This window comes from Pseudoalteromonas sp. McH1-42, from assembly GCF_022347845.1.
Classification (GTDB): domain Bacteria; phylum Pseudomonadota; class Gammaproteobacteria; order Enterobacterales; family Alteromonadaceae; genus Pseudoalteromonas; species Pseudoalteromonas rubra_D.
The window spans coordinates 134,372-156,541 of the sequence record NZ_JAKRFU010000019.1; the positions used below are offsets into that span (position 1 = coordinate 134,372).

Below are 22,170 nucleotides of genomic sequence, written 5' to 3' on the forward strand. Positions count from 1 at the left end.
TCATTCACACAGCCCTTGCCACGCCAGTGCATCTAATCAGTAATTAATTATGTGGCCTGGCGGGGTCAGAGGTTATTCCCGGTCGTACAGGGGCAGGGCAACGCCTGAGACGTCAGGAAATTCTAGCACCGCGATAGGGGTAAAGTCGCTTTCCGCGAGGAAAAACGTTGTAAGACTGGCACGGGAGTGGATGGTAAACTCTCCCACAAATGGCATCATCCAGCCACTGTCGCTCGATAATACGCCGCTTAATTGAGGCACTTTGCCAAAATCAGGTAGCAGATAGTCTGGGAGTACGTTGTCGCCGACAGAATGGAGTGGCAGGTTGACCCCGATATGGCGCGTGTAGGAGACATCCAGCATAGCTTTTCCGGTATATTGGTTTGCCAGAGTCAATGTATGTTGGTGTGGCGTGATATCTATCGACACATCCGCTGCTTGCTTGGGGTAACCCCAAATTTCGCGACCTGCTTTGATTGCAATGGGGTTGTCCAGCATCAGGTGCTGGTTGTAAAGGGCATAGTTATGTGGTTTTCCGGCCGCTTGTTGTTCTGCGTTTGCTGCTGCCAATGCAGCCAGCACTTTACCGGTGAAATCCAGCTGTGCACTGGCAAGGGTCATATCTCCCGGACAGGGCAAAACCGGGCCTGCGCTGCCACGGCGTTTAACATAAAAGCTTGATATCGTCTCGTTATACGCGCCGGCAGGGCTGCTGGTAATTTTTTGTGTATACAGTGCACCTATGCCTTTTGAGGCTGCTCCTTCACAATGCAGGCGGACAGGTTCCCATTGCCAGTTCCACAAAAAGAACTGTGCAACATTGGCATCTATTAAGCCAACGACGGCACTGGTGGCTTCACCCTTAACATGAAAAGGCATGCTAACAGCGGTGCCATCAGACAGATAAGTGGTGCTGGTTACCGGATAGGTTTCGCTAAGATCAGTGGCATAGCCGGTATTGCTCAATACCAGCATGGCACTGAGCAGGAGGGGTTTCATATTCATATTTGGTCCTTTTTTAGCTAGGGTTTTCCTTGCATGGAAACTGCTGATGCGCATTGCTTTAATTGTTAGGGCGCAAAAGCGGGACTAGGCTAACATGCTTTGGTGAAAAGTAAATGGAAGAGGTGAGTTAAAGGAGAGCACTGTACAAAATGTATAAGAGTGTAAACCAACTATTCTTTCTTTATTTGCAATATTGTACACTACGCGACCATTTACATGGACAGGCAGAGCATAGCCATTTGTTGTGTCACTATTTAGCGTAATCCGGCTCGCTCCTGAGTCGATAAAAAGTAGGTATTTATGATCCCTTTTGTGGTGTTGATCACCGTGTTGGTGTGTTTTGTCGGCTATGGCCTTTGGCCGCTAGCCACTTCTGTATTGGGGTACCTGATATCTGAGCAGGCGTCGGAAGCCATGATCCTGATGCTGTTCTGGCTAACTATGGTTTTTATCCAGTTTGTGGCGATGTGGCATATAGCAAAGAAAAAGCCCAGCGGACGTAAGTTCTTTTTTTATACCGTATGGATTTGTGTCTTTGTGCAGGGGGCCGACTTGCTGCTTGCAGCCGAGGAAGAGGTACCCCTGTGGGCGCTGGCGGATTTGTTTATCTATCCCGCGTTAGCGATGTGGGTGTTGTACGCCAGTGACGCAAAACAGTACTTTGAACAGTAAAACCTAATACACAGAGTAATAGTATGAGTAAATGTGGTAAATGTGACAGCGATATTTCTTTTATGTCGGTATTGAATACCCCGAATCCATTCAAGTTAAAATGCGGTAGCTGCAAAGCACCGATTGCACTGAGTCTGGTGAGTGCGGGACTTGTTGCGGGTATCCTGTTGGCAGTGATCAGTGCTATTTTGTGGTACTTTTACGGGTCAGAAGGTTACTGGGTCAAGGTGGTGTTACCGACTGTCCTGGCTGCAGAAGGCCTTTACTTTGCGGCCATACGTTTAGGGTTGGTGAAAGTCAAACCAGAACAAGCAGAGTAAACAACGGGAGCCAGTGGCTCCCGTTTTATTTCAACCTTAGCTCAATTCAATCTTATAAGTCGGAACAGCATGAAGATGTTTGCTCAGGCGTCCGAGTATCAGCCACCAGGCAAACAAGGCCGCCAGCATCAGGACTATCCACATCATTGCCGACGCCCCGTTTGTGCCAAGTTGCCCGATTTGATAGACCAGTGTCGCCAGAATATAGGCAATGGAGGTTGTCCAGCCGATGACGACCCACATCCACACACTGCCCGATTCACGCTTAATGGCCCCCAATACCGCCACGCACGGGGTATAAAGTAAGATCAGTACCAGATAGGCAAATGCACCAAGCTGGCCATTGAATTGAGCAGTCATGGCACTGAGCAACTTGTTCCCTGCGTCGCCGCCTTCTTCAACGGCACTCAGGCCCAGCGGATCGCCCAGGTTGTTGAGTAAATCAACGGAATTATCCCACAAGGTCATGACCGCTTCACTTGTAGCATCTTTGAGAGACCACTCACCGGTTTGTTCCTGTGCGCCCACATACAAGGCATCCATTGTGCCCACAATGGCCTCTTTGGCGAACAGGCCCGTGACTATCCCAACCGTTGCTGGCCAGTTATCTTCTGCGATACCCAGCGGTGCGAACACAGGTGTTACAACCTGCGCGGCTTTAGACAGTAAAGATGCCTCGCTGTTTTCATGCCCAAAGCTGCCATCTGTGCCGATGGAATTGATCATGCTTAGCAGAGTAACCACAAACACGATGGTTTTCCCGGCACGGGTGATAAAGCTACGTAAACGCTGCCAGGTGGTCATAACCAGGTTACGCCAGACGGGCAGATGATAGGCTGGCATTTCAACAAAAGAGGGGACTTTTTCTTGTTTAAACACGCGTTTTCTGAACAGGTAACCGGTACCCACAGCCACTAAAATGCCAAACACATACAAGGCAAATACGATGTTGGCACCGTTCACCGGGAAAAAGGCCGCAGCAAATAAGGCGTACACGGTTAATCGTGCGCCACAGGACATAAAGGGCGCCATGATGACCGTGAGCAGGCGATCCGACTCCCGGCTCATGGTGCGGGCACTCATGACCGCTGGGACGTTACAGCCGAAACCTACAATCAGAGGGACAAATGCGTTGCCGGGCAATCCGATGGAGGACATCAGGCGGTCGATCACAAAGGCGGCACGTGATAGATAACCACTGTCTTCAAGGATCGACAAACAAAAATACAAGACGGCGATAACAGGAATAAAGGTCGCAACCAGCTGTAAGCCTGCCCCAAAGCCGTCCCCTAACAGGACGCCCAACCATTGGGGGGCACCGAGATTGGCCAGCAGCAGCTTAGTCCCGTCAATAAAAATAGCGCCGACCAGAATGTCAAAGAAATCAATAAAGACGGCCCCGAAGTTGACCGCTATCGTGAACATCAGGTACATCATAAACAGGAAAATCGGCACCCCAAGCCAGCGGTTCAGCACCAGTTTATCAAGCGAGGTGGTGAAGTTAGAGCGCGTTTTCGACATGATACTGACGCCATTACTGAGCGTTTTGACGTTTTGGAAGCGCTTAACGGTGTCTTCATCGCTGAGATTAGGATTAGGAGTTTGTTGAATGCGCTTTTGCGGGGGCTTGCCTTTGCAGTGCTCACTCAATGCTTCTGTTAGTTGAGCGAGCCCCTGACCAGTCGAGCCGACCATGGCGATGACAGGTACACCAAGACGCTGTGCTAACAGGCCCAGATCCAGCTCCTTGCCTTGCTGGTGTGCCACATCGGTCATGTTGGCAACCACGATAAGAGGGGTACCTGTTTCCTGCATTTGTGTCGTCAGAACCAGGTTGCGTTCGAGGTTAGCACAGTCGATCACGTTGATGATCAGATCGGCATCCTGAGCGCGAATATAGTCAATGGCAATTTGTTCATCCTGACCCGGTTCAATTTGGGCCATGCTGTACAGGCCCGGTAAATCAATCAACTCAACTTGCTGACCTGGTAAACTTAGCTCGCCACTTTTGCGCTCTACAGTGACGCCGGGCCAGTTGCCGACTTTTTGTCTGGCACCCGTAAGGCGGTTAAACAGTGTGGTTTTACCACAGTTGGGGTTGCCAACGAGGGCGATTCTCACGTTATCTTACTCCTTGAAATTAGCGGCTTAGCTGGATAAAACGCGCATCAGTTTTACGGATACTGATATAGGTATTGCCAACCTGAGTCTGAATGGGACAGCCCAGCGGCGCGACATTTAAGACCGTGATCACTTCTCCGGGGATCAGGCCCAGTGCCATTATGCGGCTGATCAGGGCTGCATCAGGGTGAACAATGCCTGCAATAATCGCTGTATCGTTTGGTTGTAAATCTGCAAGTGTCATAGAGGGTAATGCAAACCTAGATAGGAATTATTTATTATTAGGTTTGCATGGTACCGCAACTTAAATGTCATAAACAAGCGAGTGCGGCAAAAGACATGCGTTATTTCTTAGATTGATAAATCTATATATTTTATATGGTTACGTGTATTAAGTGAATGTCACCAGAGTGTTGGAGGGCACTTCATACTCTTTGCACATTGTTTGCCATCTGTTTGCACATTGTCTCGCTAGGCTGATGATCACAGGCCTAACAGCAATGGAGAGAGACAATGGGATCAACGAGCACAATAAAACAACCCGGCGCACTGAATATACTGACCGTGATTATCACTGCCACGCTGCTTGGTGCATGCGGATCAGGAGGTTCAGAGACGACTATGGGCACCAGTCAGAATACTCAATCAACCGCGGTCGATGAGACAAACTCCAGTCAGTCAAATGCGCATGCTGATACGGCTTCGGACAATTCGGACTCAGATACAGACAACGCCGACGGCGACACGGGCTCGACAGCAGGTGAGGGGGATACAGCGCCTGCTCCAGGGGATGAGGATGATTCGGATACAGAGCCTGACGATGATGAGGGCGGCAGTGAGGAAACACCGGATAGCCCGGACCAAAATGACACGCTGGCTGGCTGGATCCTTAACTCAGATGGTGCTACTGCCGCCATTATGCTGGATGAGGCTGGGCAGCTTGCTCAGGTCAATGTACAGGCGGTGAGTGCGCTGGAGCAATCCGGGCAACAGTATACGGTGGTGACTGCATCAGGCATGCCGGATTATCAGGTGGTGGTCGATGAAGAAATGCTGTCAAGCTTATCCTCCCGGCCCAGAGCTGCATCAGATTTTGCCACAGGTTCGCCGCAAGTCGCGATTGGTGATGTGGTCGAGTTCGGCCAGGATATTGGCTATAACAGCAACAGCAGCTGTGCACTGGATGCCGGCCAGGGTTACTGGCCGCCCGGACCGGTCTGTCCAGAAGTGATGGATAGAACCGGTACGTTTCCCAATCAGCCCACACAGAATACAGACGCTTGTGAAACGGGGTTAGGGACGGTCGGCTTCTGGGTTAACGGGACCTCAGTATATAACTGGGGTGATGGTCAGAGTTACAACAACGAAAGGATATGGCAAACGTTGGCACCGGTTGCTGAGCAATATGACGTGGATGTGTGCGGCGGCCATGCTGCACAAGGTGACTATCATCACCATTATTATTCTTCGTGTCTGGCTGAGATGGTTGGTGATACAGGTTCGGGACACTCTCCTGTTTATGGATATGCCGCAGATGGTTACGCCATATATGGTCCCTGGGAATCGCAAGGGGAGTTGGCTATCAGTAGCTGGGAAGTTCGCGATTATCGCGCCAGTGCGCCGACCGGGTGTAGCGATGGTGCACGAAGCTGTGTGCTGAATGACCAATATGATGTCAGTCAGGGAACACGCAATGTTTCCAGTGGGCCAGGCTTTGACACTGTGGTACGCACCTTATCACGAAATGAGCTGGTTGCCGAAAATGGCTACTTCAAAGAAGACTTTTACTGGAACAGCACACTGACTGAACAGGGCGGCAATTATCTTGATCAGTATAATGGTCATTATGATGAGCATCGGGGTTATCACTATCATGTGACTGCCCGGGATGATAACGGCAAGCTCATTCCTACATTTCCATACACCATAGGTGACAGGTTTGCTGGTGAATTACAAAGTAACGCACTGACCAGTTGTGGTGGCATAAGGCCTGGTGGTCCGGGTCGTGAATAGGAGTAATATAATGAAAATAATAGCGATATTAATTGCTGCGAATATGTTTTTCATCACTATGACGGCCCAGGCTGACAAAGCCATTCACCAGCACAAAAGCCTGGAGATCAAGCAACAAAGCCTGTTGCCTCGGGTTGCGCTGACCCTGGTACGGGATGAAACCGACGGTCTCAACCTGACAATTGACATTGCCAACTATGCGCTGAATTCGCCCGCCGTTGTGGAGAGTGCACAACAGCGCCTGACAGGTCATGCCCATTTGTTCATTAATGGTGAGAAAAAAATGCGTGTTTATGGCCAATATGTGCATCTGCCTGCCAGCTGGTTTAAGGCTGGTGTCAACCAGATTGCGGTATCATTGAACAGCCATCAACATGAGAACTGGACCTGGAAAGGTAATACCGTGATGGGGTCGGTGTTTGTCGACCTGGCTGAGCCTCAGCTGGTATTGCATCAGTTTTCTTCTCAGCCGTTGCTTAGTCACCATCACCATTGATACCGGACGCTGGCCACATTATTGTGGCCAGCGTTTAAAAGGTTTCTTTGAGTAAGTTAAGCATGTCCTCAACCGACAGCTTGTTGGCCTGTTCGTTGCCAGCCAGTAATTGGTCAGCCAAATCTCGCTTGTGTTGGTGTAGTGCGACGATTTTTTCTTCTATGGTGTTCTTGGCAATCAGTCGATAAATGGTCACCGGGCGCTGCTGGCCCATTCGGTGGGCCCTATCTGATGCCTGTGCTTCAACTGCCGGGTTCCACCACGGATCCATATGGATCACATAGTCTGCTGCGGTGAGGTTCAAACCTGATCCACCGGCTTTGAGACTGATCAAAAACACTTCGCCATTGCCATGCTGAAAGGCGTTAACACGTTCCTGACGTTGTGCAGCAGGGGTACTGCCATCCAGGTACTGATATGGCACGTTACTTTGCTCAAGGAGATTTTTAATAATCTGTAAGTGGCCCACAAATTGGCTGAAGATAAGTGCTTTATGATTGTTTTGCCGTAATTCATTAAGTAGCTCACTGAGTGCTTCCAGCTTGCTGCTTGGCAATGTGCTTTCAGCCATGACCAATTGCGGGTGGCAGCAGGCCTGACGTAACTTGGTGAGCTCCGCCAGCATTCTGATGCGTTGCTCTGCCGCTGAACTGGTACTGGAAGATTCCATGATTTGGTCAATGGCATGCTGTCGCAGTGCTTCATAAAAAGTCATCTCGTCCTCACTGAGCGAAACGGTGAGGTTGATTTCCGTTTTCTCTGGCAGTTCGGTGAGAACCTGGCTTTTCAGGCGACGCAGAATAAAGGGTTTCACCAGTTGTTTGAGGCTTTGACGTGCTTTATGAGCCGCCAGCTTGTCTTGCTCAGCATTTTCCATCGGCTGAGCAAAGCGGGCATTAAAGCGTTTCAGGTTGCCTAGTAAACCCGGGTTGACGAAACGGAACAGCGACCACAATTCGGTCAGATTGTTTTCTATTGGTGTGCCCGTGGTGATCATTTTAAACTCGCCTTTAAGTGCACAGGCGGCCACGGTGCGCTTAGCCAGCGGGTTTTTAAGCGCTTGCGCTTCATCGGCGATAATGGTGTGCCAGTGTTTTGTTTTTAGCAGCTCAGCCTGGCGTTGCAGCAGGCCATAACTGATCACCACACAATCAAACGGGCCAGCTTGAGTTAATAGCTGTTCGCGCTCTTGCGCACTGCTGTGATCGCTGAACAAGGTCATGGTTAATGCCGGTGCAAATTTGCTCGCTTCCTGCTGCCAGTTAAAGCACACAGAGGTCGGTGCGATGATAAGCGTAGGCCCTTTACTGGCACGTGCTAAGATCACAGCCAGCGCCTGTAGAGTTTTTCCCAGCCCCATGTCATCAGCCAGGCAAGCGCCGCCGCCCCAGTGGGCTAGTCGCATTGCCCAGTCAAACCCCGCGAGCTGATAATCGCGTAATTGCGCCTGTAAGGTCGCCGGCACAGTGAGTGTTAGCGCATTAGCCTGGTACATTTTTTTGCTTTGCTCTTCCCAGGCGGGCAAGGTTTTCATACGCATGCCCGTTGTCGCTTCTGCGACCTGACCACTGGCAAGCGGATGAAACTGGCCCTGATCGGTTACCGTATCAAGCTGGGCGAGTTGATTACGTAAGTCTTGTGACAGTGCCAGAATTTGTTCACCGTCGAGGCTGACAAAGCGGCCATGGCTGGTGGCCATCAGGCTCAGTAATTTTTTCAACTCTATGACTTGTGTATCATCGACCTGAAGTTCACCCGTGACGTCAAACCACTGATTTTGCTTACTCATGGCCAGAGCCAGATGCTGGGACTCAAGGGGTTTGCTGAGACGGAATTTCTTCCCACGTGGCCAGCGCAGCCTTAAGGCGAAGCCCGGTATATCGGATACAACACACCTTTCAATTTGCTCAAGTGCCTCGAGCGCCATTGCCAGGTCGTCCAGTTGCAAACGATTATCAGACATCGCCAGAAATGCCGGACAGTGTTCATCCAGTAACTCCAGCCAGCGTTGTTCTTGGGCTAAATCACGTTGGGTGGCCACCCGCTTATGCTCAATTTCTGTGGTCAGATTGGGGCTGCCAATGCCCGGGTGCAACATGGGGCCCTTATCGCCAAAGGGCATACTCACACAGTGAAACTCCAGGCCACCCTGATAGGGAGTGATGTTGATGACCAGTTCATTATCAGGTTTGACTGTGGTCAACCCGGTTTCAAGGCCGTCCAGGTCGGACTGTATATTCAGCAGTGGCGCGATGGCAGTAATACTCTCAAGCAGTTTGGGCTTGGCGGCTTTGGGCACGATAAGACCACTTTCCCCAATGATCTCTGCAACCTGCAAATGCTGACGCGTGAACAGGGTAAACCCATAGCAATAGTCCTGAAGCGGGAAAAAGGCGTACTCACTCTGCCCTGCACGCTCTTCGAGTTGCAAGCGGTAGTCTATGCCTTGTGGCAGGTTGGGTATCGACATCATTAGCTCATCGCCGTTGTCACGGATCTGAAGTTCGGCCGGATATTCTGTCAGTTCTATTTCGCGACTGAAATCATCGCCCAGGTAGAGGTTATGAGCACCAGATGCGGCACTCAGGGCGTTTGCTCCTTCCAGTTCAAAGGTGCGTCCACCATAATAGCCGTGGTTTTCATACACCCGAATAGCAGCAATAATTGCTTTATCTTTATCGCTTAGGTAATCAAAGCTCTCACGCTCATCGACCAAACGCTTCAGGGCCACATTGCGACCTTTACTCCAACCTTGTTTACCCAGTTTTTGTTCTCTGGGCTTGAGTGTGAGTTCAAACCGAGATTGCTCAAGTTGCCAGACAAGCCGGTGGGTTTGCGACGATTTATCTGCATTGGATGGTGGCGTGGATGCCAGGCTTTGCAGTTTTTCCAGTGCCAGCTCCCAGTCACTTTTTTGTTCTACCAGTTTGGCAAAGTTAACCACCAGGCGCTGTGGCAGTGGTGGCACAGGGGCTTGATGGAGCACCAGCAGATCAGCACCCATACAGGCAAACAAAGGTTGCTGTATTGCACTGAAGGTATTGCAGGCCTCACTAAGACGAGTTAATTGTTGGGCCTGTAACTGGCCCCCGGTCCAGTGCGTAGCCAGAGCAGTCAGTATTTGCAGCAGTGCATAGTCGTAGGGCTTCGCTTTACCAAATGCTTCATACTCTTGATATTGATTAACGAATGTCTGGCCACCACTGAGGCACTCTGCAAGATATTCAAACAGGCTCAAAAGGACATAATTTAACCCTGGCGCTTTCTTGTCAGCGGACTCTGCCTGGACCAGTTGACGCACTGATTTAAACAGTTGAGGCTGTCCCTGACTGGCCTGCACCAGCGTCGTCAATTTATGAAACAAGCCGGGCAGGCCACCCAGATATTGCTGCTTACGTCGGGCAAGTTTGTTTTTAGCGACAATTGCCTGTTCAAATAATGCGTAAGCGCTTTGGTGTTCGCCAGAGCACATTGCAACCATGGCACGTAACTGCAGTGCATAGCAGCTGCTATCATTGCTCAGTACGGCGACACTTTGATCCAGTTGCGCCCGATAAAGATATTGTTCGGCCAGTAAACAATGCAGCGTGTGATTATTCGGCTGACGTTCGCACAGCTGTTTAATAAGCTGAAATGCGGCAAAATTGTTCTGACAGTCACTTTTTAAGGTATGGATTAATGTCGAGCATGCCTGATACAGCAATTGTGGTGGCAGCTCAGCCAGATGATCAACGTCTGCCGGAAAGAACAGGGTATTGACCAGTACCTGATTGGTGTGGTGGTCAAGGTGTTGCGGATTTTTATGAAATGACAGCAAAGCAGTGGCTTTATCGTATTGGCCCAGGATAAGCAAATCGCGGATAAAGCGTTGCTCATCAGAGAAATCGCGTTCCCACTCATATAAATTGACCACAGGCACGACTTGTTCGGCACAATTAAGTGTACTGATAAAACGATCCTGACGAAGCGCATTGTGGCACAGTGAAATCTCAATTAGCGGCTGAACCCTGAGGCCTTTTTGGTTACTGATTAATAGCCCGGCTTCGACCAGTGCGGTTCTCTGTTCGGGCACCATACCCTGACTGAGCGCGGGAATGCCGTGGATCTGGGCTTCAACCAGCAACTTCAGTAAGCGTTTTAATCTACTTATCGCAACCGGCTTGCCGATTAGTGCCAGTACTTCCAGCATGATCTGTTGTTCAGCGGGCAGCTGTGCGTAGCGTGTCAGGAGTTCGGTGATGTGTGTCTGGCTGAAAGGCGTAAAGTGCATGCTGATAGACCGTTTCGGGCCTTGCTCCGCGAATTATTATTGATTGCGGAGCAAAGTAGCAGAAGCGCGGTGTGTGCTCAAGTCAAACTATTCTGTTGGCAGGGTGTAATACAGTTGTGAGCTGGTATTGTCCGGCTCAGACGGGCAGCGCACAAAGCCAGCTTTTTTCAGTACTTTGATAGAAGCCGGGTTGTCTGCTGCAACGCCCGCATTGAGTGTGATATTGGGCTGAACTGTGCGCAGATGCGCGACTAAGCCCTGCAGCAGCTCACTGGCATAGCCTTGTCCCCATTGTGTTTCGCCTATCAGGTAGCCAAGCTGAACCGTATTTTCGGCTGCATACAGCATAACCAGGCCCAGAATGTGTGTCTGCTTGTCCTGTACCAGTAGCAGCTCACAGCGTGTTAGTTTGTCCGATATCCAGTCGGTTAGTTGGTCAGCAGTGTGCGGACACTGCTGCCAGTCATCGGGCAAAAAATGCAGTGTGCCTGGTGTCAGCAAATCGAGTAGCTGTTGTACGTGTGCAGTGCTGAGAGCCGGTGTTGCAGGCATTATTTCTAATCTTGCCGTACTGAACTTATGCATTGTCATGGGTGTGTTCCTGTGATGATTTTGCCTGTGTTTCAGACAAGCCAGTTTTAAATGCCATGGTTAATTCGTGACCCTTGATGGCCGGTAATGCAAGCGCCTTTAGTGCCAGGCTGCCAACCATGATCAACAGGGCGGTAGCCAGGGCATCGAGACTCATGCTGAGCACTGTGCCAATTGCGCCGAATGTGGCTGTCAGGGACGACAGTTCAGGTAAAGTATAGATACCCGTAAGCTGTTGCAGTAGCAGGACTATCCAGAACCCAAAACAGTATGGGCAGCGCCATGCCGTGTATAAATAGGCGAGGGGGGCCGGTAAACGTGCTACTAAAGTGTTAAACCAGGTGCCCCAGTCGGGTAATTTTTCCCATAATAGTACGTGGATCGATAACCCCATTAAAACGAGTGAAAAAGTCATAGGTCTCTCCTGTAAATCGGTGTATTGTTTTGTCGATGTCTATTATTCTCAATAAAGCCGTATCGCGTTATTGTCTGCTTTTTGATTTAATCGGCTTATTTTAAGGTTGTGGGTGAAATAGAATGACCAATCATGTTGCCGCCTGTGGCCAGATGAAAGTAGCGACACTGGAACAGGAGCCTCACGGCACGCACAGCGAAAGTGTGTTGAGCTTTATTCGTTCAGGCTCGCTGGATATGTTACATGGCGAGACGTTTACAGCCACACAGGGCATGTTTGTGTTGGTACCCGGTGGCATGCCTCATACCTTGTTGTCCGGGTCTGACTTGCATGTGCACTGGATGAGTTTTTGCCCGGATTGTCTTGGGCTCACGCCCGAATCCAGCTTGTTGCAACCCTTTCAGCAGGTACGCTTAGGTGCGTTACCCGCATTGGCGCTATCTGGGGAGCGCGTCGATTTTGTGCAGACTTTGTATCAGGAGTTTGAAGCCGCATTGCAGCATGCTTTGCCGCTCGACGTGATGAAGAGCTTTGTTTTCTTGCTGTTGCATGAGGTGTCACTGGCACAACAGCCGGTGAGCTGGCGCGCAGGTATGCACCCTAAAGTTGTCGCGGCACTTTCCTATATTGAGAGTCAGGGCTTAAAGCCGGTTTCTTTGCAGGATGTGGCGAGTGCGGTATTTGTTAGTGCCCCTTATCTGGCGACTTTGTTTAAACGCGAAACTGGCTACTCCGTAGGGCAGTGGCTCACCAAAAAGCGCCTGGGTGAGGCCTGTAATCGATTGCTGCACACACATACACCGATTGCAGCGTTAGTTGAAGAACTGGGATGGTCAGATACAACGCACTTTATCCGTCAGTTTAAAGCGGCTTATGGCGTTACGCCTGCGCTGTGGCGCAGACAGCACAGTCAGGCGGCAGAAAGTCGTTAATAATCTGTGCTACCTGAGTCGCTAAATTCAGGGATGCTTGGCGCGTTAAATCACTGATCTGAAGTCCCTAATCCCTTTCTCAGGTTAAAGGGACATGGTAAGTTAGTCGTATAATGTTAACGGGTATTTATTTGCGTGCCTGCTATAATTGCAATCAAGACCGAAAAAAACCGGTCTATGTCGAGCCGAAGAATCACTGTAATAGGTAATATACTTTGTTTAAGGAAATTGAAGACCTGAGCGAGAGTCTGGTGCTGATTGTTGAAGACTCAATGCTGACACAAAAAGTCATCTCTTGCTTTTTAGAGGGGATTTGTTCGGTCCATATGGTGACATCCGGAGAAAAAGCCATCGAGTTTTGCCGTGCAACCCCACCGGATCTGATCCTGATGGATTGGGTGTTGGAGGGGATGTCTGGGGTAGAGGCTTGTAAACAGTTGCAGGAAATGGAAGGTCTGTCTGATATCCCTATCATTTTTGTGACCTCCAACATCAGCGAGCAACAGCAGGATTTGTGCTGGGATGCGGGCGCGGTTGACTTTATTCCTAAACCTATCGTGGCGAAGACCCTGATGAACAGGGTTAAAACTCACCTCAAATACAAACAGCAAGCGGATACGCTCAAGCGCTACTCATACTACGACGGGCTGACAAAAGTGTTCAATCGGCGCTTTTTTGATATGGAAGGAGCGCGTCAGTTTAAGCAGAGTATTCGTCAGCAACATACCTGCTCTGTGGTGATGCTGGATATCGATCACTTTAAGAAGTTTAATGACCGTTATGGTCATCTTAATGGGGATGATGCTCTTAAAGCTGTTGCCAGTGCCATAGATGGCCAGATACGCAGACCTATGGATGGGGTATATCGCTATGGTGGCGAGGAATTTGCAATTTTATTGCCAGACACAGAGCCTGATGGGGCGAAGCAGCTGGCTAACCAGTTTGTTGATGCAGTAAAAGCATTGGCCATTGTGCATGAAGACTCGGAATTTGGTGTGGTTACCATCAGTGCGGGTGTTGCAAGCAATGATGGCGGTGAGCATTACCAGGATTTGGCTCAGCTAATTGCGGCGGCAGATGAAGCCTTATACAACGCAAAGCATCAGGGTCGTAATCAAGCGTGTGTGGCAGAAAAAAAGGGCGCTTAGGCCCTTTTTAATCATTCCACCCGAAGGTTGCTTAACCTGCCATGTTATATAGCAATGCCGAGACGGCTAAAATACCAACCAGCAGAATAAAGTAGGTGCCAACATGATGGCGGTACTTTTGTAGTGCCGGTACTTTGAAAATGGCGATGGTTGGCATGATAAACAGGATCATGGCAATGATCGGTCCAGAAATGGCACCCATCATATCCAGAATACTCGGGTTCATCACAGCACACACCCAGATTGCGATAAACATCAGGCCCACACCCAGTTTATCAATCAAGCCTGCCGACAGAGATGACTGCTTGCTGAGCAGACCATTGAAGCTCTCTCGTGCGCCCAGAAAGTGCCCAAGGAAAGAAGATGTAATGGCAATGAAGGCGACCAGCGGACCCAGCATGGCAATAAATGGATTGTCGTACACATTAGCAAGGTAAGACAGTACAGAAACGTTGGCCTCTTTGGCTTCGAGCATTTGCTCCGGGCTGAGAGACAGCACACATGAAAATACAAATAACAGCACAAAAACGATCAGCATTAGTGAGGTATTGCGCAAAATTGCCTCAGCTTTATGTGTCGCACGGTCAGCATAATGGCGGCGTTGAGCATTGGCAAAGCTGGAGATAGCGGCAGCGTGGCTAAATGAAAAGACAATAATTGGCACGGATAGCCACAGTGTCTCACTCAGACCTGCCATATCCGGCGTTGCCACAACTGGTGCTTGCCAGTGTGGGATTAAATATAGTGACAGCATCAGCAAGATCCCAACTAGCGGGTAAACCAGCAGCGCGAACGCACGCAGTAGTAACTTTTCTCCACCCATCATAATTGCAATCATGCCTGCAACCAGCAGCCCGGAAAGGAGTACCCGAGGTGGGGCGGTCATGTCTAACTGGTTAACCATGAAGCTGTCCACGGTATTGGTGAGGCCTACACCATAAATCAACAGAATAGGGAAGATCGAAAAGAAGTACAGTAGGGAAATTAAGCGACCTGCGGTGGCACCAAAATGTTCTTCAACGACATCGGTAAAGTCACTGTCACTGTGTTTAGAGGACAACACAAAACGTGCCAGCCCTCGATGAGCCAGGTAGGTCATTGGAAAGGCCAATACAGCCATAATCACCAGAGGCCAGAACCCGCCAATACCGATATTGATAGGCAGAAACAAAATACCGGCGCCCACAGCGGTACCAAACAGGCTAAGCACCCAATTGGTATCGTGTTGTGTCCAGCGTCCCCGACTGCTGTGGGTAGTCTCTGTGGCAAAAGCCTCTGTAGAGAGCCCTTCAGGGGTATTACTCATACTTGTTGTCCTATGATTAGAATTATATCCGCGCGGATAATATAAAAAATGTGGCACATATGCATGCTTTCGTCGGTAATCAATGTAAAAGTGGATGAATATTCGACAGCGCTGGGTGTATTTTAATCATTTAACCAAGTGGATTGTAGAAATCTCATTGTGATGTTTGACTTTGTGACTTTAAAAGGTACGATTGAGCTCAGAAAATAAGCTAGTATCATATCAAAGAACATAGTATTTTAGTCTCTATATCATGCCCGGTCTTCGTAAATTGACATGCGTCGTGTCGTGAAGCTGACAGGGTAAGCAAGGTAATATCACGTTATGGAAATAATTAATCTTGACCCGCATCACCCGGAAGTGTCGCAGTTACTGAGAGACATCGATGAGTTGATGAATACACTCTACCCACCGAGCAGTAATCAGCTGATCCCGGCGGATGAGCTGGCTGCGTCTGACGTCTATTTTGTTGGTGCCCGCACTGAATCTGTGTTGATGGGGTGTGGTGCCCTGGTGCCAAAAACGGATGAGGCAGACAGCCTGACACCTTACGCCGAGCTAAAGCGGGTTTATGTACAACCACCATATAGGGGCCTGGGTGTGTCGAGACACATTATGCAAACTTTAATTGATCATGCACGTCAGGTTGGCTTCAGTGTATTACGGCTGGAAACAGGGATCCGGCAAACTGAAGCAATTGGGTTGTATACGTCTTTGGGGTTTGTGCAGCGAGAAGCATTTGGCAACTACGAACCCGACCCTTTGAGTGTCTATATGGAATTGGCGTTGTCATAAAGAGGTCATATCTTTGCGGGCGATACTTGGCATTTTTGTTATAATCCCGCTACCTAATTTTTGAGTTATACAAAAAACATGTCCTTTGAATCTCTTGCCTTAGCACCTGCCCTGTTAGAAGGGTTACAGGTGCTTGACTTTACTGAGCCAACAGCTATTCAAGCGCAAAGCATTCCCGAGATCCTGGCAGGTCACGATTTGCTGGCGTGTGCGCAGACAGGTACCGGTAAAACAGCCGCATTTATGCTTCCTATCATGACTCAGTTACTCAGCAAGCCGGGCTCAGGTGCTCGTGCCCTGATCCTGGCGCCGACCCGAGAATTGGCTCAGCAAGTAGCGCAGCACGCGAATGCCTATGCCGCTCATTGTGAGCTGAAAACAGTGTGTTTGCATGGTGGAGCAAATATTGGACCTCAGGAAAAAGCACTTCGTGAAGGAGCAGATATAGTGGTCGCCACGCCAGGCCGTTTGCTCGATCATTTAATCAAAGGCACATTGAATTTGTCAGCGGTAGAATACTTAGTGTTCGATGAAGCCGACCGTATGCTGGATATGGGCTTTATGGGTGAAATACGTCGTATTATGCGCAAAATGCCATCTGATCGGCAAACCTTGTTATTTTCTGCTACCGTAGATGAAGCGGTCTTTAATCAGGTAAAAGACTGGTTGAAAGAGCCAAAACGGATTGGCATTGAAGCACAGAATCAGGCTGCCGCAAAGGTTGAGCAGCTCTTTTATGCCGTGGATGAAGAGCGCAAACGGGAGCTGATCGCTCACCTGATCGGCAAACAAAACTGGCATCAGGTGTTGATTTTCACCCGCACAAAGAAACAAGCTGATGACTATGCCAAGGAGCTCAATAAAGACGGTCTTAAAACTGCGGCTATTCATGGTGACAAATCTCAAGGGGCACGAAACAAGGCACTGGCGCAATTTAAGGACGGTGAAATTCGTGTCTTAGTTGCTACTGATGTCGCGGCACGTGGTATTGATATTCAACAATTGAATTATGTGATTAACGCTGAGTTGCCTTATGTCGCGGAAGATTATGTGCACCGTATTGGCCGAACAGGCCGGGCAGGTGAAGCCGGGACTGCTATTTCGTTGGTGAGTATTGATGAGCAATGGTTACTGGAAGAGATTGAAGTCTTGTTGGATGAACGCCTCACCCCGCAATGGTTGAGTGGCTATGAGCCAGATCTGACCCGCGAGCCTAAAAATGATCGTCAAAATTCGGCTAAATCTCGTCGTCAGCGTGATAAAAAGCGCGTGCTGGGCCAGCGTTCTAAGCGCAGGCGCTAACGCACATAGTGGCTTCTAACAACGAATTGATAGGTCAGGCGATGACGAAAGTACAATGGCACATTCATCAGGGGAGTATTGAAGAGGTACTCTCTGTAGAGCAGCAGATCCCGGAATTTTCTCAGCCCAAGACGCAAGCAGATATCCTTCAGAGATTATCAGGGCGCACTTACCTGGCGTTGATAGCCAGTTGTGAAGGTCATCCTGTTGCATATAAGCTGGGATATGAGCAGGCCCCACAGCAGTTTTACAGCTGGATTGGGGCCGTCATGCCGGCCTATCGGGGTAGAGGGCTGGCACGAGCGTTATTGCTCGAGCAGGAGCGTTGGTGCCGTGAGCAGGGGTTCAGTCATATTGAAGTAAAAACAATGAACCGCTTTAAAACCATGATGCAGATGCTCGTCAGTCATGATTATCATATTGCGGAACTGACACAGCCAGCAGCGTCGTCGCAGACCTTATTGGATATGCAGATCCGATTTCGCAAGGCGCTTTAACGTGAACGTGCGTCAAAGTACTGATTGACGCCCAGGGCTAAAAAGATAATCGCGCTGCCAAGCCCCAGACTGACTAAATCGGCGGTGCGATTCCAGATCAGGATATTCACCAGGATCCCGGTAGGGATCAGCACATTGTTCATGACTGCCAGTGCTCCTACTGAAACCAGAGTGACGCCTTTATTCCAGATAAAATAACCAAGGGCAGAGGCAATGAGGCCTAAATAAATTAAGATCCCCCATTGTAGCTGCGTCGAAGGGAGTCGGTTCAAATCACCAAAAAGAGCAAAACTTAACGAGGACACGGCCAGCGCGCCGATAAAGAAAAAGCCAAAGCACTGATGGTGGACTAAGGCATGCTGCTCAGCCAGTCGTTTATATAAAACCTGCCCCAGAGCAAAACACAGATTGGCACCCTGAACTACCATAAAGCCAAGCCAGAAGTCCGGATTCGGTGTTGTCAGACGAATGACGACAGCGCCCAGTGTTGCGATTAATGCGACCAGTAAATAGCGCGCATTAAAGTGCTTTGCGAACAGGTCATTAAGCAAAGTGATGTATACCGGTGTCATCACGGTAAACAGCAGGACTTCCGGTACAGTTAAAAACACAAAGGCATGGTAATAGAAACCATACATAGCACCTATCTGTATTGCACCTATTGTCATTAATCTGAACATCACGGGGCGGGCTGTTTGCTGCCAGCGAATGAATGGCAAGAAAACCAGGGTTGCCAGCATAATACGACTCAGGGCGGCGAACCAAAGGTCAACCGAGCCGGCGAGGTAAACGCCGATCAGGCTGAATGAAAATGCCCATAATAGGGTGACAAAAATCAGATGATGCATATCAGGTCAGTTAAAATGGTGTGCAAGGATAGTCGCGATGATACCTCAGAGTGGCTTGATTTAACTAACAAAATAACAGCTGCATTGAAGAGTCAGGCATTGCCATTTGCCGAACTTTGCTAAGCGGATGAGCAAACATAAACGAGGAAAAACTATTCATCGAAAATGCCGAATAAAAAGCGCGTTATAATATGATTTTATTTTATAGCGACCGAGTTACAATGACCTTGTTTTCACATTTATCCCTTCATGATTACCCATGATGTGTGTTAAGGCCGCTTTATGCGGCCTTTTTTTGTCTGAATTTTCTGCTGTACTGGACCCAAAGTATCAGATTTTGTTGCGGGTCGTCTCTTCTCTTCTCTTCACTGCCTTTTTCAGCAGGGCAATATAACTCCATAAAAAACAACAAGGGCATCGATGACAAAGACATTGCCAGTAATGCCACTATATTAAGGAGTAGGCAAATAGGAATGAGGAAAGTAACTCATCGAAAATACCGAGCTAAAGAAACGTTTTAATATGATTTTATTTTATAACGGCCGAGTTACAATAATCTTGTTTTCACATTTATCCCTTCATGATTACCCATGATGTGTGTTAAGGCCGCTTTAATGCGGCCTTTTTTTTTGCCTGCGTTTTCTGTTCAGCTGCGCCTAACCTGCCTACCCTTAAGATGATGTTTTTCTGCGGGCAGTGATTCAACTGCCTGCTTCTAACTGTAAAAGGAAAAAGGTATGCGTACAATTCCCTTACTGATGTCGGTTGTTTTGTCTGTGTTACTGAGTGCTTGTGCGTCTATGGGGCCGGGTGATGCTGTCCAAAAGCGTTCCGAAATTCAGAAGATGAAACGAGATACTTTAACCAAGCTCTATAGTAAAAAGCCGGATGTTCGCGCCCAGCTGAGCAATGCGCCTGGATATGCGGTGTTTTCTAATGCGAATCTGAATATCATTTTTGTTGCCGCAGGCACTGGCTATGGTGTCGTAGAAAATAACACCACAGGTCAGTCAACTTACATGAATATGGCCGAAGGTGGTGTCGGACTGGGTCTGGGTGCAAAGGATTATCGTATCGTGATGGTGTTTCATACCCAGGCGGCGATGAAACAATTTGTGGAGTCCGGCTGGACATTTGGCGGAAATGCCGATGCTGCTGCAAGGGCAGCTGATAAAGGGGCCTCTATTGAAGGCGAAGTCTACTATGGGGATGTAACAGTGTATACATTTACCGAAAGTGGCCTGGCATTGCAGGCGACAGTCAAAGGAACGAAATTCTGGCAAGACAAGGAATTAAACTAATTCCATTTGCCCCTGGCAACGACACTTAGCCGGCCTGTTGGGCCGGCTGGAAAGTCTACTTACCATTTGTCACATTTTTGTGCCTGTTTTAATCCACTCCCTTCACGTTACACTCCCGATAAATGACAGCCAAAGGATGCGTTATGATTTTAGTGATTGGAGCAAGCGGGGCGACGGGCAGGCTGGTTGTTGAGCAGTTGATGTTGGCACAGGTGCAAGTCAGAGTCCTTGTCCGGCAAAGTAGTGCACAACTGGAAACGCTCAAAGCCAACCCGCAACTGGATGTCAGGGTAGGCAATATTGCCGAGTTGAGCACCCGGGAACTCGAAGCGTTAGTGGCGGACGTGAAAACGGTTATTTGTTGTCTGGGACATCGGGCAACGTTTCAGGGTATTTATGGTCATCCCCGCCGCCTGGTGCGTGATGCAGTGCAAAGTGTGTGTCAGGCAATTGCAAACAAAGATGGCGGGAGCCCTGCTAAGTTTATCTTAATGAACAGTGCTGGGTGCACCTGTGAGTCTTTGCATGAGCGGCCACCTCTGGCACATCGTGCCGTGGTGGCGTTATTACGTTTATGTCTGCCACCTCTTCCTGATAATGAGGCTGCGGCGAAGCTCTTACGTGCCAGCTCCCCCGCAAAGGAGGGGGTTGAGTGGGTCGTGGTTAGGCCAGATTCGTTGACAAATGATGCTCAGGTCACAGCTTATGACGTTCATCCATCTCCAATACGTGACGCCATTTTTGATGCGGGAAAAACAAGCCGGATCAATGTCGCTCATTTTATGAGTCAGTTAGCGCTTGACCCGGCACTGTGGCAGCAATGGCAGGGCTGCTCTCCTGTACTGTATAATCAGGACCAGGGTTAATACTCAACCGTGGTTTTGTAGTCATACCTGAAGCCGATAGAAATGGAGTCGAAGTCATCGCCATTGACGAACGACTTGTTAAGGTACTCAAGGTGAATTCTGAGTACTTTAATAGGGCTCCACTCTAATGTCAGGTTGTAGCCATCAAAGCCGCCTGCGGCCGGATCTGAATCCAGGTATCCGTCATCAAAATCAAAGTAGCCTGCTTTCAGTTTGTAGGCTTTGGCCAGTTGGTAAGCAAAGGATAAATCGAAGGTGTGCCCACTGCGGTCAGCACCTGCAGCATCTCTGTTGTAATCTTTATCCTGATAAGCGACGGCGGCATAGAAGCGAGGTGTAAATTGATAGGCCAGCGAGGTTGCCCAGAGGCTGTTATCGCCAAGCTGGACATCATCGGCATAAACGTCGTTTTGCTGGTAGGTGACAGCAGCATGCAAATCGTTAGCATCATAACTCAAACCAACATTGACCAAATCATCTGAGTTACTGCCCGACTCGCCATTAAACTGTGCAACTGCAACAAAAGTAAAAGGCCCAGGTGTAAGCCGGTAACTGATCAGATTGTCGACGAAGAAGAGGCTCTCAGGGTCATACGCAAACGGGCTGTTGGCATGATTAAATATATCAACATACTCGGCAATAAAAAGATATTGTGCCGGCCGTTGCTTGCCTATGCCAAAGCGGCCGACAGGGGTGTTCAGTGCGGTGTAGGCCCGCCGGGAGCGACCAAAGTTGCCCTCATTAGCAACGTCAATACTCCACTCTCCATGCAGCTCTGCGCTCCAGTCTTTGTCAAATTCGTGGGTAACCTTGAGTCCGGCATGGGACAGGGCGTCACGCACGTCCCAATTATCCTCACCGTTGGTCTCCAGGCGACCGTATGTCGGGCGCATGGTCGCGTATACGTCCAGCTTGCGCTTTTCTTCAGTCGGCGCTGATTTAGCTGAACTGGCAGAGGAAGCGGCTTTTGCATCTGCAGCAGCTGCTTTGTTAGTTGTGGGTTTAGCGTTTTGTGTTGTTTGAGCGGCGGTTGGGTTTTGCCTTTCAAAGCGGGCCTTGAGTGCTTTGAGCTGAGCTTCGAGCGCTTCGATGTCAGCCATAGTGACGGCGCGTTCGGTGTTAGCTTGAGCACAGGTGAGCGGCACACAAAGTGCAACCAGGATGGCTTTAGCCACAGAAGAGATCGCGTTTTTCATAGCAAATTACCAAATTTGTTGCGTTAGTTGCGATAACTGGAATTATAGACAACACTTTGGCAAAGGGTGATTTTAT

Annotated in this window: 20 protein-coding genes; 11 read left to right on the top strand and 9 right to left on the bottom strand. The window is 49.3% G+C overall.

The genetic code is table 11. The features are described 5' to 3' along the window. Nucleotides 1-72: 72 nt before the first annotated feature. Nucleotides 73-1,005 carry an acetoacetate decarboxylase family protein gene (locus MHN31_RS17420; RefSeq protein ID WP_239444903.1) on the bottom strand — a complete coding sequence of 311 codons (933 nt, stop codon included), beginning with the start codon at nt 1,003-1,005 and terminating at the stop codon, nt 73-75. A 300-nt stretch (nt 1,006-1,305) separates the two neighbouring features. Here MHN31_RS17420 and MHN31_RS17425 point away from each other — a divergent pair, with 300 nt between their 5' ends. Beyond that, nucleotides 1,306-1,677 (top strand): hypothetical protein, encoded by a 372-nt coding sequence (locus tag MHN31_RS17425; RefSeq protein WP_125563240.1) that lies wholly within the window; start codon nt 1,306-1,308, stop codon nt 1,675-1,677. Between the two features lie 23 nt (nt 1,678-1,700). Then, entirely contained in the window at nt 1,701-1,997 is a 297-nt protein-coding gene (locus MHN31_RS17430; RefSeq protein ID WP_125563238.1) for a hypothetical protein, read from the top strand. A gap of 36 nt (nt 1,998-2,033) precedes the next feature. Here the strand turns inward: MHN31_RS17430 and feoB are convergent, their stop codons facing one another. Both feoB and MHN31_RS17440 read right to left on the bottom strand, forming a co-directional pair. Beyond that, entirely contained in the window at nt 2,034-4,118 is a 2,085-nt protein-coding gene (gene feoB / locus MHN31_RS17435; protein WP_239444904.1) for a ferrous iron transport protein B, read from the bottom strand. Nucleotides 4,119-4,137: 19 nt separating this feature from the next. Further along, nucleotides 4,138-4,362, bottom strand: a complete 225-nt coding sequence (locus MHN31_RS17440) for a FeoA family protein (RefSeq protein WP_125563233.1) — start codon at nt 4,360-4,362, stop codon at nt 4,138-4,140. A 269-nt stretch (nt 4,363-4,631) separates the two neighbouring features. Here MHN31_RS17440 and MHN31_RS17445 point away from each other — a divergent pair, with 269 nt between their 5' ends. Together MHN31_RS17445 and MHN31_RS17450 are read left to right on the top strand one after the other, a co-directional pair. Next, nucleotides 4,632-6,131 carry a YHYH protein gene (locus MHN31_RS17445; protein ID WP_239444905.1) on the top strand — a complete coding sequence of 500 codons (1,500 nt, stop codon included), beginning with the start codon at nt 4,632-4,634 and terminating at the stop codon, nt 6,129-6,131. A 10-nt stretch (nt 6,132-6,141) separates the two neighbouring features. Beyond that, nucleotides 6,142-6,627 carry a hypothetical protein gene (locus MHN31_RS17450; protein ID WP_239444906.1) on the top strand — a complete coding sequence of 162 codons (486 nt, stop codon included), beginning with the start codon at nt 6,142-6,144 and terminating at the stop codon, nt 6,625-6,627. Nucleotides 6,628-6,661: 34 nt separating this feature from the next. Here MHN31_RS17450 and MHN31_RS17455 read toward each other — a convergent pair whose 3' ends face one another. The 3 genes from MHN31_RS17455 to MHN31_RS17465 all read right to left on the bottom strand — a co-directional run bounded on the left by MHN31_RS17455 (nt 6,662) and on the right by MHN31_RS17465 (nt 11,903). Further along, a complete protein-coding gene (locus MHN31_RS17455; protein WP_239444907.1) occupies nt 6,662-10,897 on the bottom strand; it encodes a DEAD/DEAH box helicase in 4,236 nt (1,411 codons plus the stop codon). An 87-nt stretch (nt 10,898-10,984) separates the two neighbouring features. Then, entirely contained in the window at nt 10,985-11,488 is a 504-nt protein-coding gene (locus MHN31_RS17460; RefSeq protein ID WP_239444908.1) for a GNAT family N-acetyltransferase, read from the bottom strand. Then, the gene (locus tag MHN31_RS17465; protein WP_239444909.1) at nt 11,475-11,903 is read right to left on the bottom strand and encodes a hypothetical protein; all 429 of its coding nucleotides are present in this window, start codon (nt 11,901-11,903) and stop codon (nt 11,475-11,477) included. The genes MHN31_RS17460 and MHN31_RS17465 overlap by 14 nt, the downstream gene beginning before the upstream one ends. Nucleotides 11,904-12,025: 122 nt before the next feature. Between MHN31_RS17465 and MHN31_RS17470 the strand changes: the two genes are divergently transcribed. Next, the gene (locus MHN31_RS17470) at nt 12,026-12,835 is read left to right on the top strand and encodes an AraC family transcriptional regulator (RefSeq protein WP_194866695.1); all 810 of its coding nucleotides are present in this window, start codon (nt 12,026-12,028) and stop codon (nt 12,833-12,835) included. Between the two features lie 215 nt (nt 12,836-13,050). Continuing rightward, on the top strand, nt 13,051-13,983 hold the full coding sequence (locus MHN31_RS17475) for a diguanylate cyclase (protein ID WP_125563219.1): 933 nt from the start codon (nt 13,051-13,053) through the stop codon (nt 13,981-13,983). A gap of 31 nt (nt 13,984-14,014) precedes the next feature. Here MHN31_RS17475 and MHN31_RS17480 read toward each other — a convergent pair whose 3' ends face one another. Continuing rightward, a complete protein-coding gene (locus MHN31_RS17480) occupies nt 14,015-15,289 on the bottom strand; it encodes an aromatic amino acid transport family protein (protein ID WP_194866693.1) in 1,275 nt (424 codons plus the stop codon). Nucleotides 15,290-15,613: 324 nt separating this feature from the next. On the opposite strand from MHN31_RS17480, the gene MHN31_RS17485 reads away from it, so the two are divergent. The 3 genes from MHN31_RS17485 (at nt 15,614) to MHN31_RS17495 (ending at nt 17,883) form a co-directional block, all read left to right on the top strand. Next, nucleotides 15,614-16,084 carry a GNAT family N-acetyltransferase gene (locus MHN31_RS17485; RefSeq protein WP_194866692.1) on the top strand — a complete coding sequence of 157 codons (471 nt, stop codon included), beginning with the start codon at nt 15,614-15,616 and terminating at the stop codon, nt 16,082-16,084. A gap of 78 nt (nt 16,085-16,162) precedes the next feature. Next, a complete protein-coding gene (locus tag MHN31_RS17490; protein ID WP_138537489.1) occupies nt 16,163-17,386 on the top strand; it encodes a DEAD/DEAH box helicase in 1,224 nt (407 codons plus the stop codon). Between the two features lie 41 nt (nt 17,387-17,427). Then, nucleotides 17,428-17,883, top strand: a complete 456-nt coding sequence (locus MHN31_RS17495; RefSeq protein ID WP_239444910.1) for a GNAT family N-acetyltransferase — start codon at nt 17,428-17,430, stop codon at nt 17,881-17,883. Here MHN31_RS17495 and MHN31_RS17500 read toward each other — a convergent pair. Beyond that, on the bottom strand, nt 17,880-18,731 hold the full coding sequence (locus MHN31_RS17500) for an EamA family transporter (RefSeq protein WP_239444911.1): 852 nt from the start codon (nt 18,729-18,731) through the stop codon (nt 17,880-17,882). The two genes, MHN31_RS17495 and MHN31_RS17500, sit on opposite strands and share 4 nt — an antisense overlap. Before the next feature lie 737 nt (nt 18,732-19,468). On the opposite strand from MHN31_RS17500, the gene MHN31_RS17505 reads away from it, so the two are divergent. Together MHN31_RS17505 and MHN31_RS17510 are read left to right on the top strand one after the other, a co-directional pair. After that, nucleotides 19,469-20,032: a YSC84-related protein gene (locus tag MHN31_RS17505; RefSeq protein ID WP_010385986.1), complete on the top strand. Its 564-nt coding sequence runs from the start codon at nt 19,469-19,471 to the stop codon at nt 20,030-20,032. Between the two features lie 143 nt (nt 20,033-20,175). Further along, a complete protein-coding gene (locus MHN31_RS17510; protein WP_239444912.1) occupies nt 20,176-20,898 on the top strand; it encodes an NAD(P)-binding oxidoreductase in 723 nt (240 codons plus the stop codon). Here MHN31_RS17510 and MHN31_RS17515 read toward each other — a convergent pair. Next, nucleotides 20,895-22,094 carry a porin gene (locus MHN31_RS17515; protein WP_239444913.1) on the bottom strand — a complete coding sequence of 400 codons (1,200 nt, stop codon included), beginning with the start codon at nt 22,092-22,094 and terminating at the stop codon, nt 20,895-20,897. The two genes, MHN31_RS17510 and MHN31_RS17515, sit on opposite strands and share 4 nt — an antisense overlap. Nucleotides 22,095-22,170 lie beyond the last annotated feature (76 nt).

Bases quoted from the DNA above. Each gene is read 5' to 3' on its own strand.
- MHN31_RS17425 (WP_125563240.1), top strand. From the start codon at position 1,306: ATGATCCCTTTTGTGGTGTTGATCACCGTGTTGGTGTGTTTTGTCGGC.
- MHN31_RS17485 (WP_194866692.1), top strand. From the start codon at position 15,614: ATGGAAATAATTAATCTTGACCCGCATCACCCGGAAGTGTCGCAGTTA.
- MHN31_RS17490 (WP_138537489.1), top strand. From the start codon at position 16,163: ATGTCCTTTGAATCTCTTGCCTTAGCACCTGCCCTGTTAGAAGGGTTA.
- MHN31_RS17465 (WP_239444909.1), bottom strand. From the start codon at position 11,903: ATGACTTTTTCACTCGTTTTAATGGGGTTATCGATCCACGTACTATTA.
- MHN31_RS17500 (WP_239444911.1), bottom strand. From the start codon at position 18,731: ATGCATCATCTGATTTTTGTCACCCTATTATGGGCATTTTCATTCAGC.
- MHN31_RS17445 (WP_239444905.1), top strand. From the start codon at position 4,632: ATGGGATCAACGAGCACAATAAAACAACCCGGCGCACTGAATATACTG.
- MHN31_RS17505 (WP_010385986.1), top strand. From the start codon at position 19,469: ATGCGTACAATTCCCTTACTGATGTCGGTTGTTTTGTCTGTGTTACTG.
- MHN31_RS17440 (WP_125563233.1), bottom strand. From the start codon at position 4,362: ATGACACTTGCAGATTTACAACCAAACGATACAGCGATTATTGCAGGC.
- MHN31_RS17480 (WP_194866693.1), bottom strand. From the start codon at position 15,289: ATGAGTAATACCCCTGAAGGGCTCTCTACAGAGGCTTTTGCCACAGAG.
- MHN31_RS17460 (WP_239444908.1), bottom strand. From the start codon at position 11,488: ATGACAATGCATAAGTTCAGTACGGCAAGATTAGAAATAATGCCTGCA.
- MHN31_RS17495 (WP_239444910.1), top strand. From the start codon at position 17,428: ATGACGAAAGTACAATGGCACATTCATCAGGGGAGTATTGAAGAGGTA.
- MHN31_RS17470 (WP_194866695.1), top strand. From the start codon at position 12,026: ATGACCAATCATGTTGCCGCCTGTGGCCAGATGAAAGTAGCGACACTG.
- MHN31_RS17430 (WP_125563238.1), top strand. From the start codon at position 1,701: ATGAGTAAATGTGGTAAATGTGACAGCGATATTTCTTTTATGTCGGTA.
- MHN31_RS17420 (WP_239444903.1), bottom strand. From the start codon at position 1,005: ATGAATATGAAACCCCTCCTGCTCAGTGCCATGCTGGTATTGAGCAAT.
- MHN31_RS17515 (WP_239444913.1), bottom strand. From the start codon at position 22,094: ATGAAAAACGCGATCTCTTCTGTGGCTAAAGCCATCCTGGTTGCACTT.
- MHN31_RS17450 (WP_239444906.1), top strand. From the start codon at position 6,142: ATGAAAATAATAGCGATATTAATTGCTGCGAATATGTTTTTCATCACT.
- MHN31_RS17455 (WP_239444907.1), bottom strand. From the start codon at position 10,897: ATGCACTTTACGCCTTTCAGCCAGACACACATCACCGAACTCCTGACA.
- MHN31_RS17510 (WP_239444912.1), top strand. From the start codon at position 20,176: ATGATTTTAGTGATTGGAGCAAGCGGGGCGACGGGCAGGCTGGTTGTT.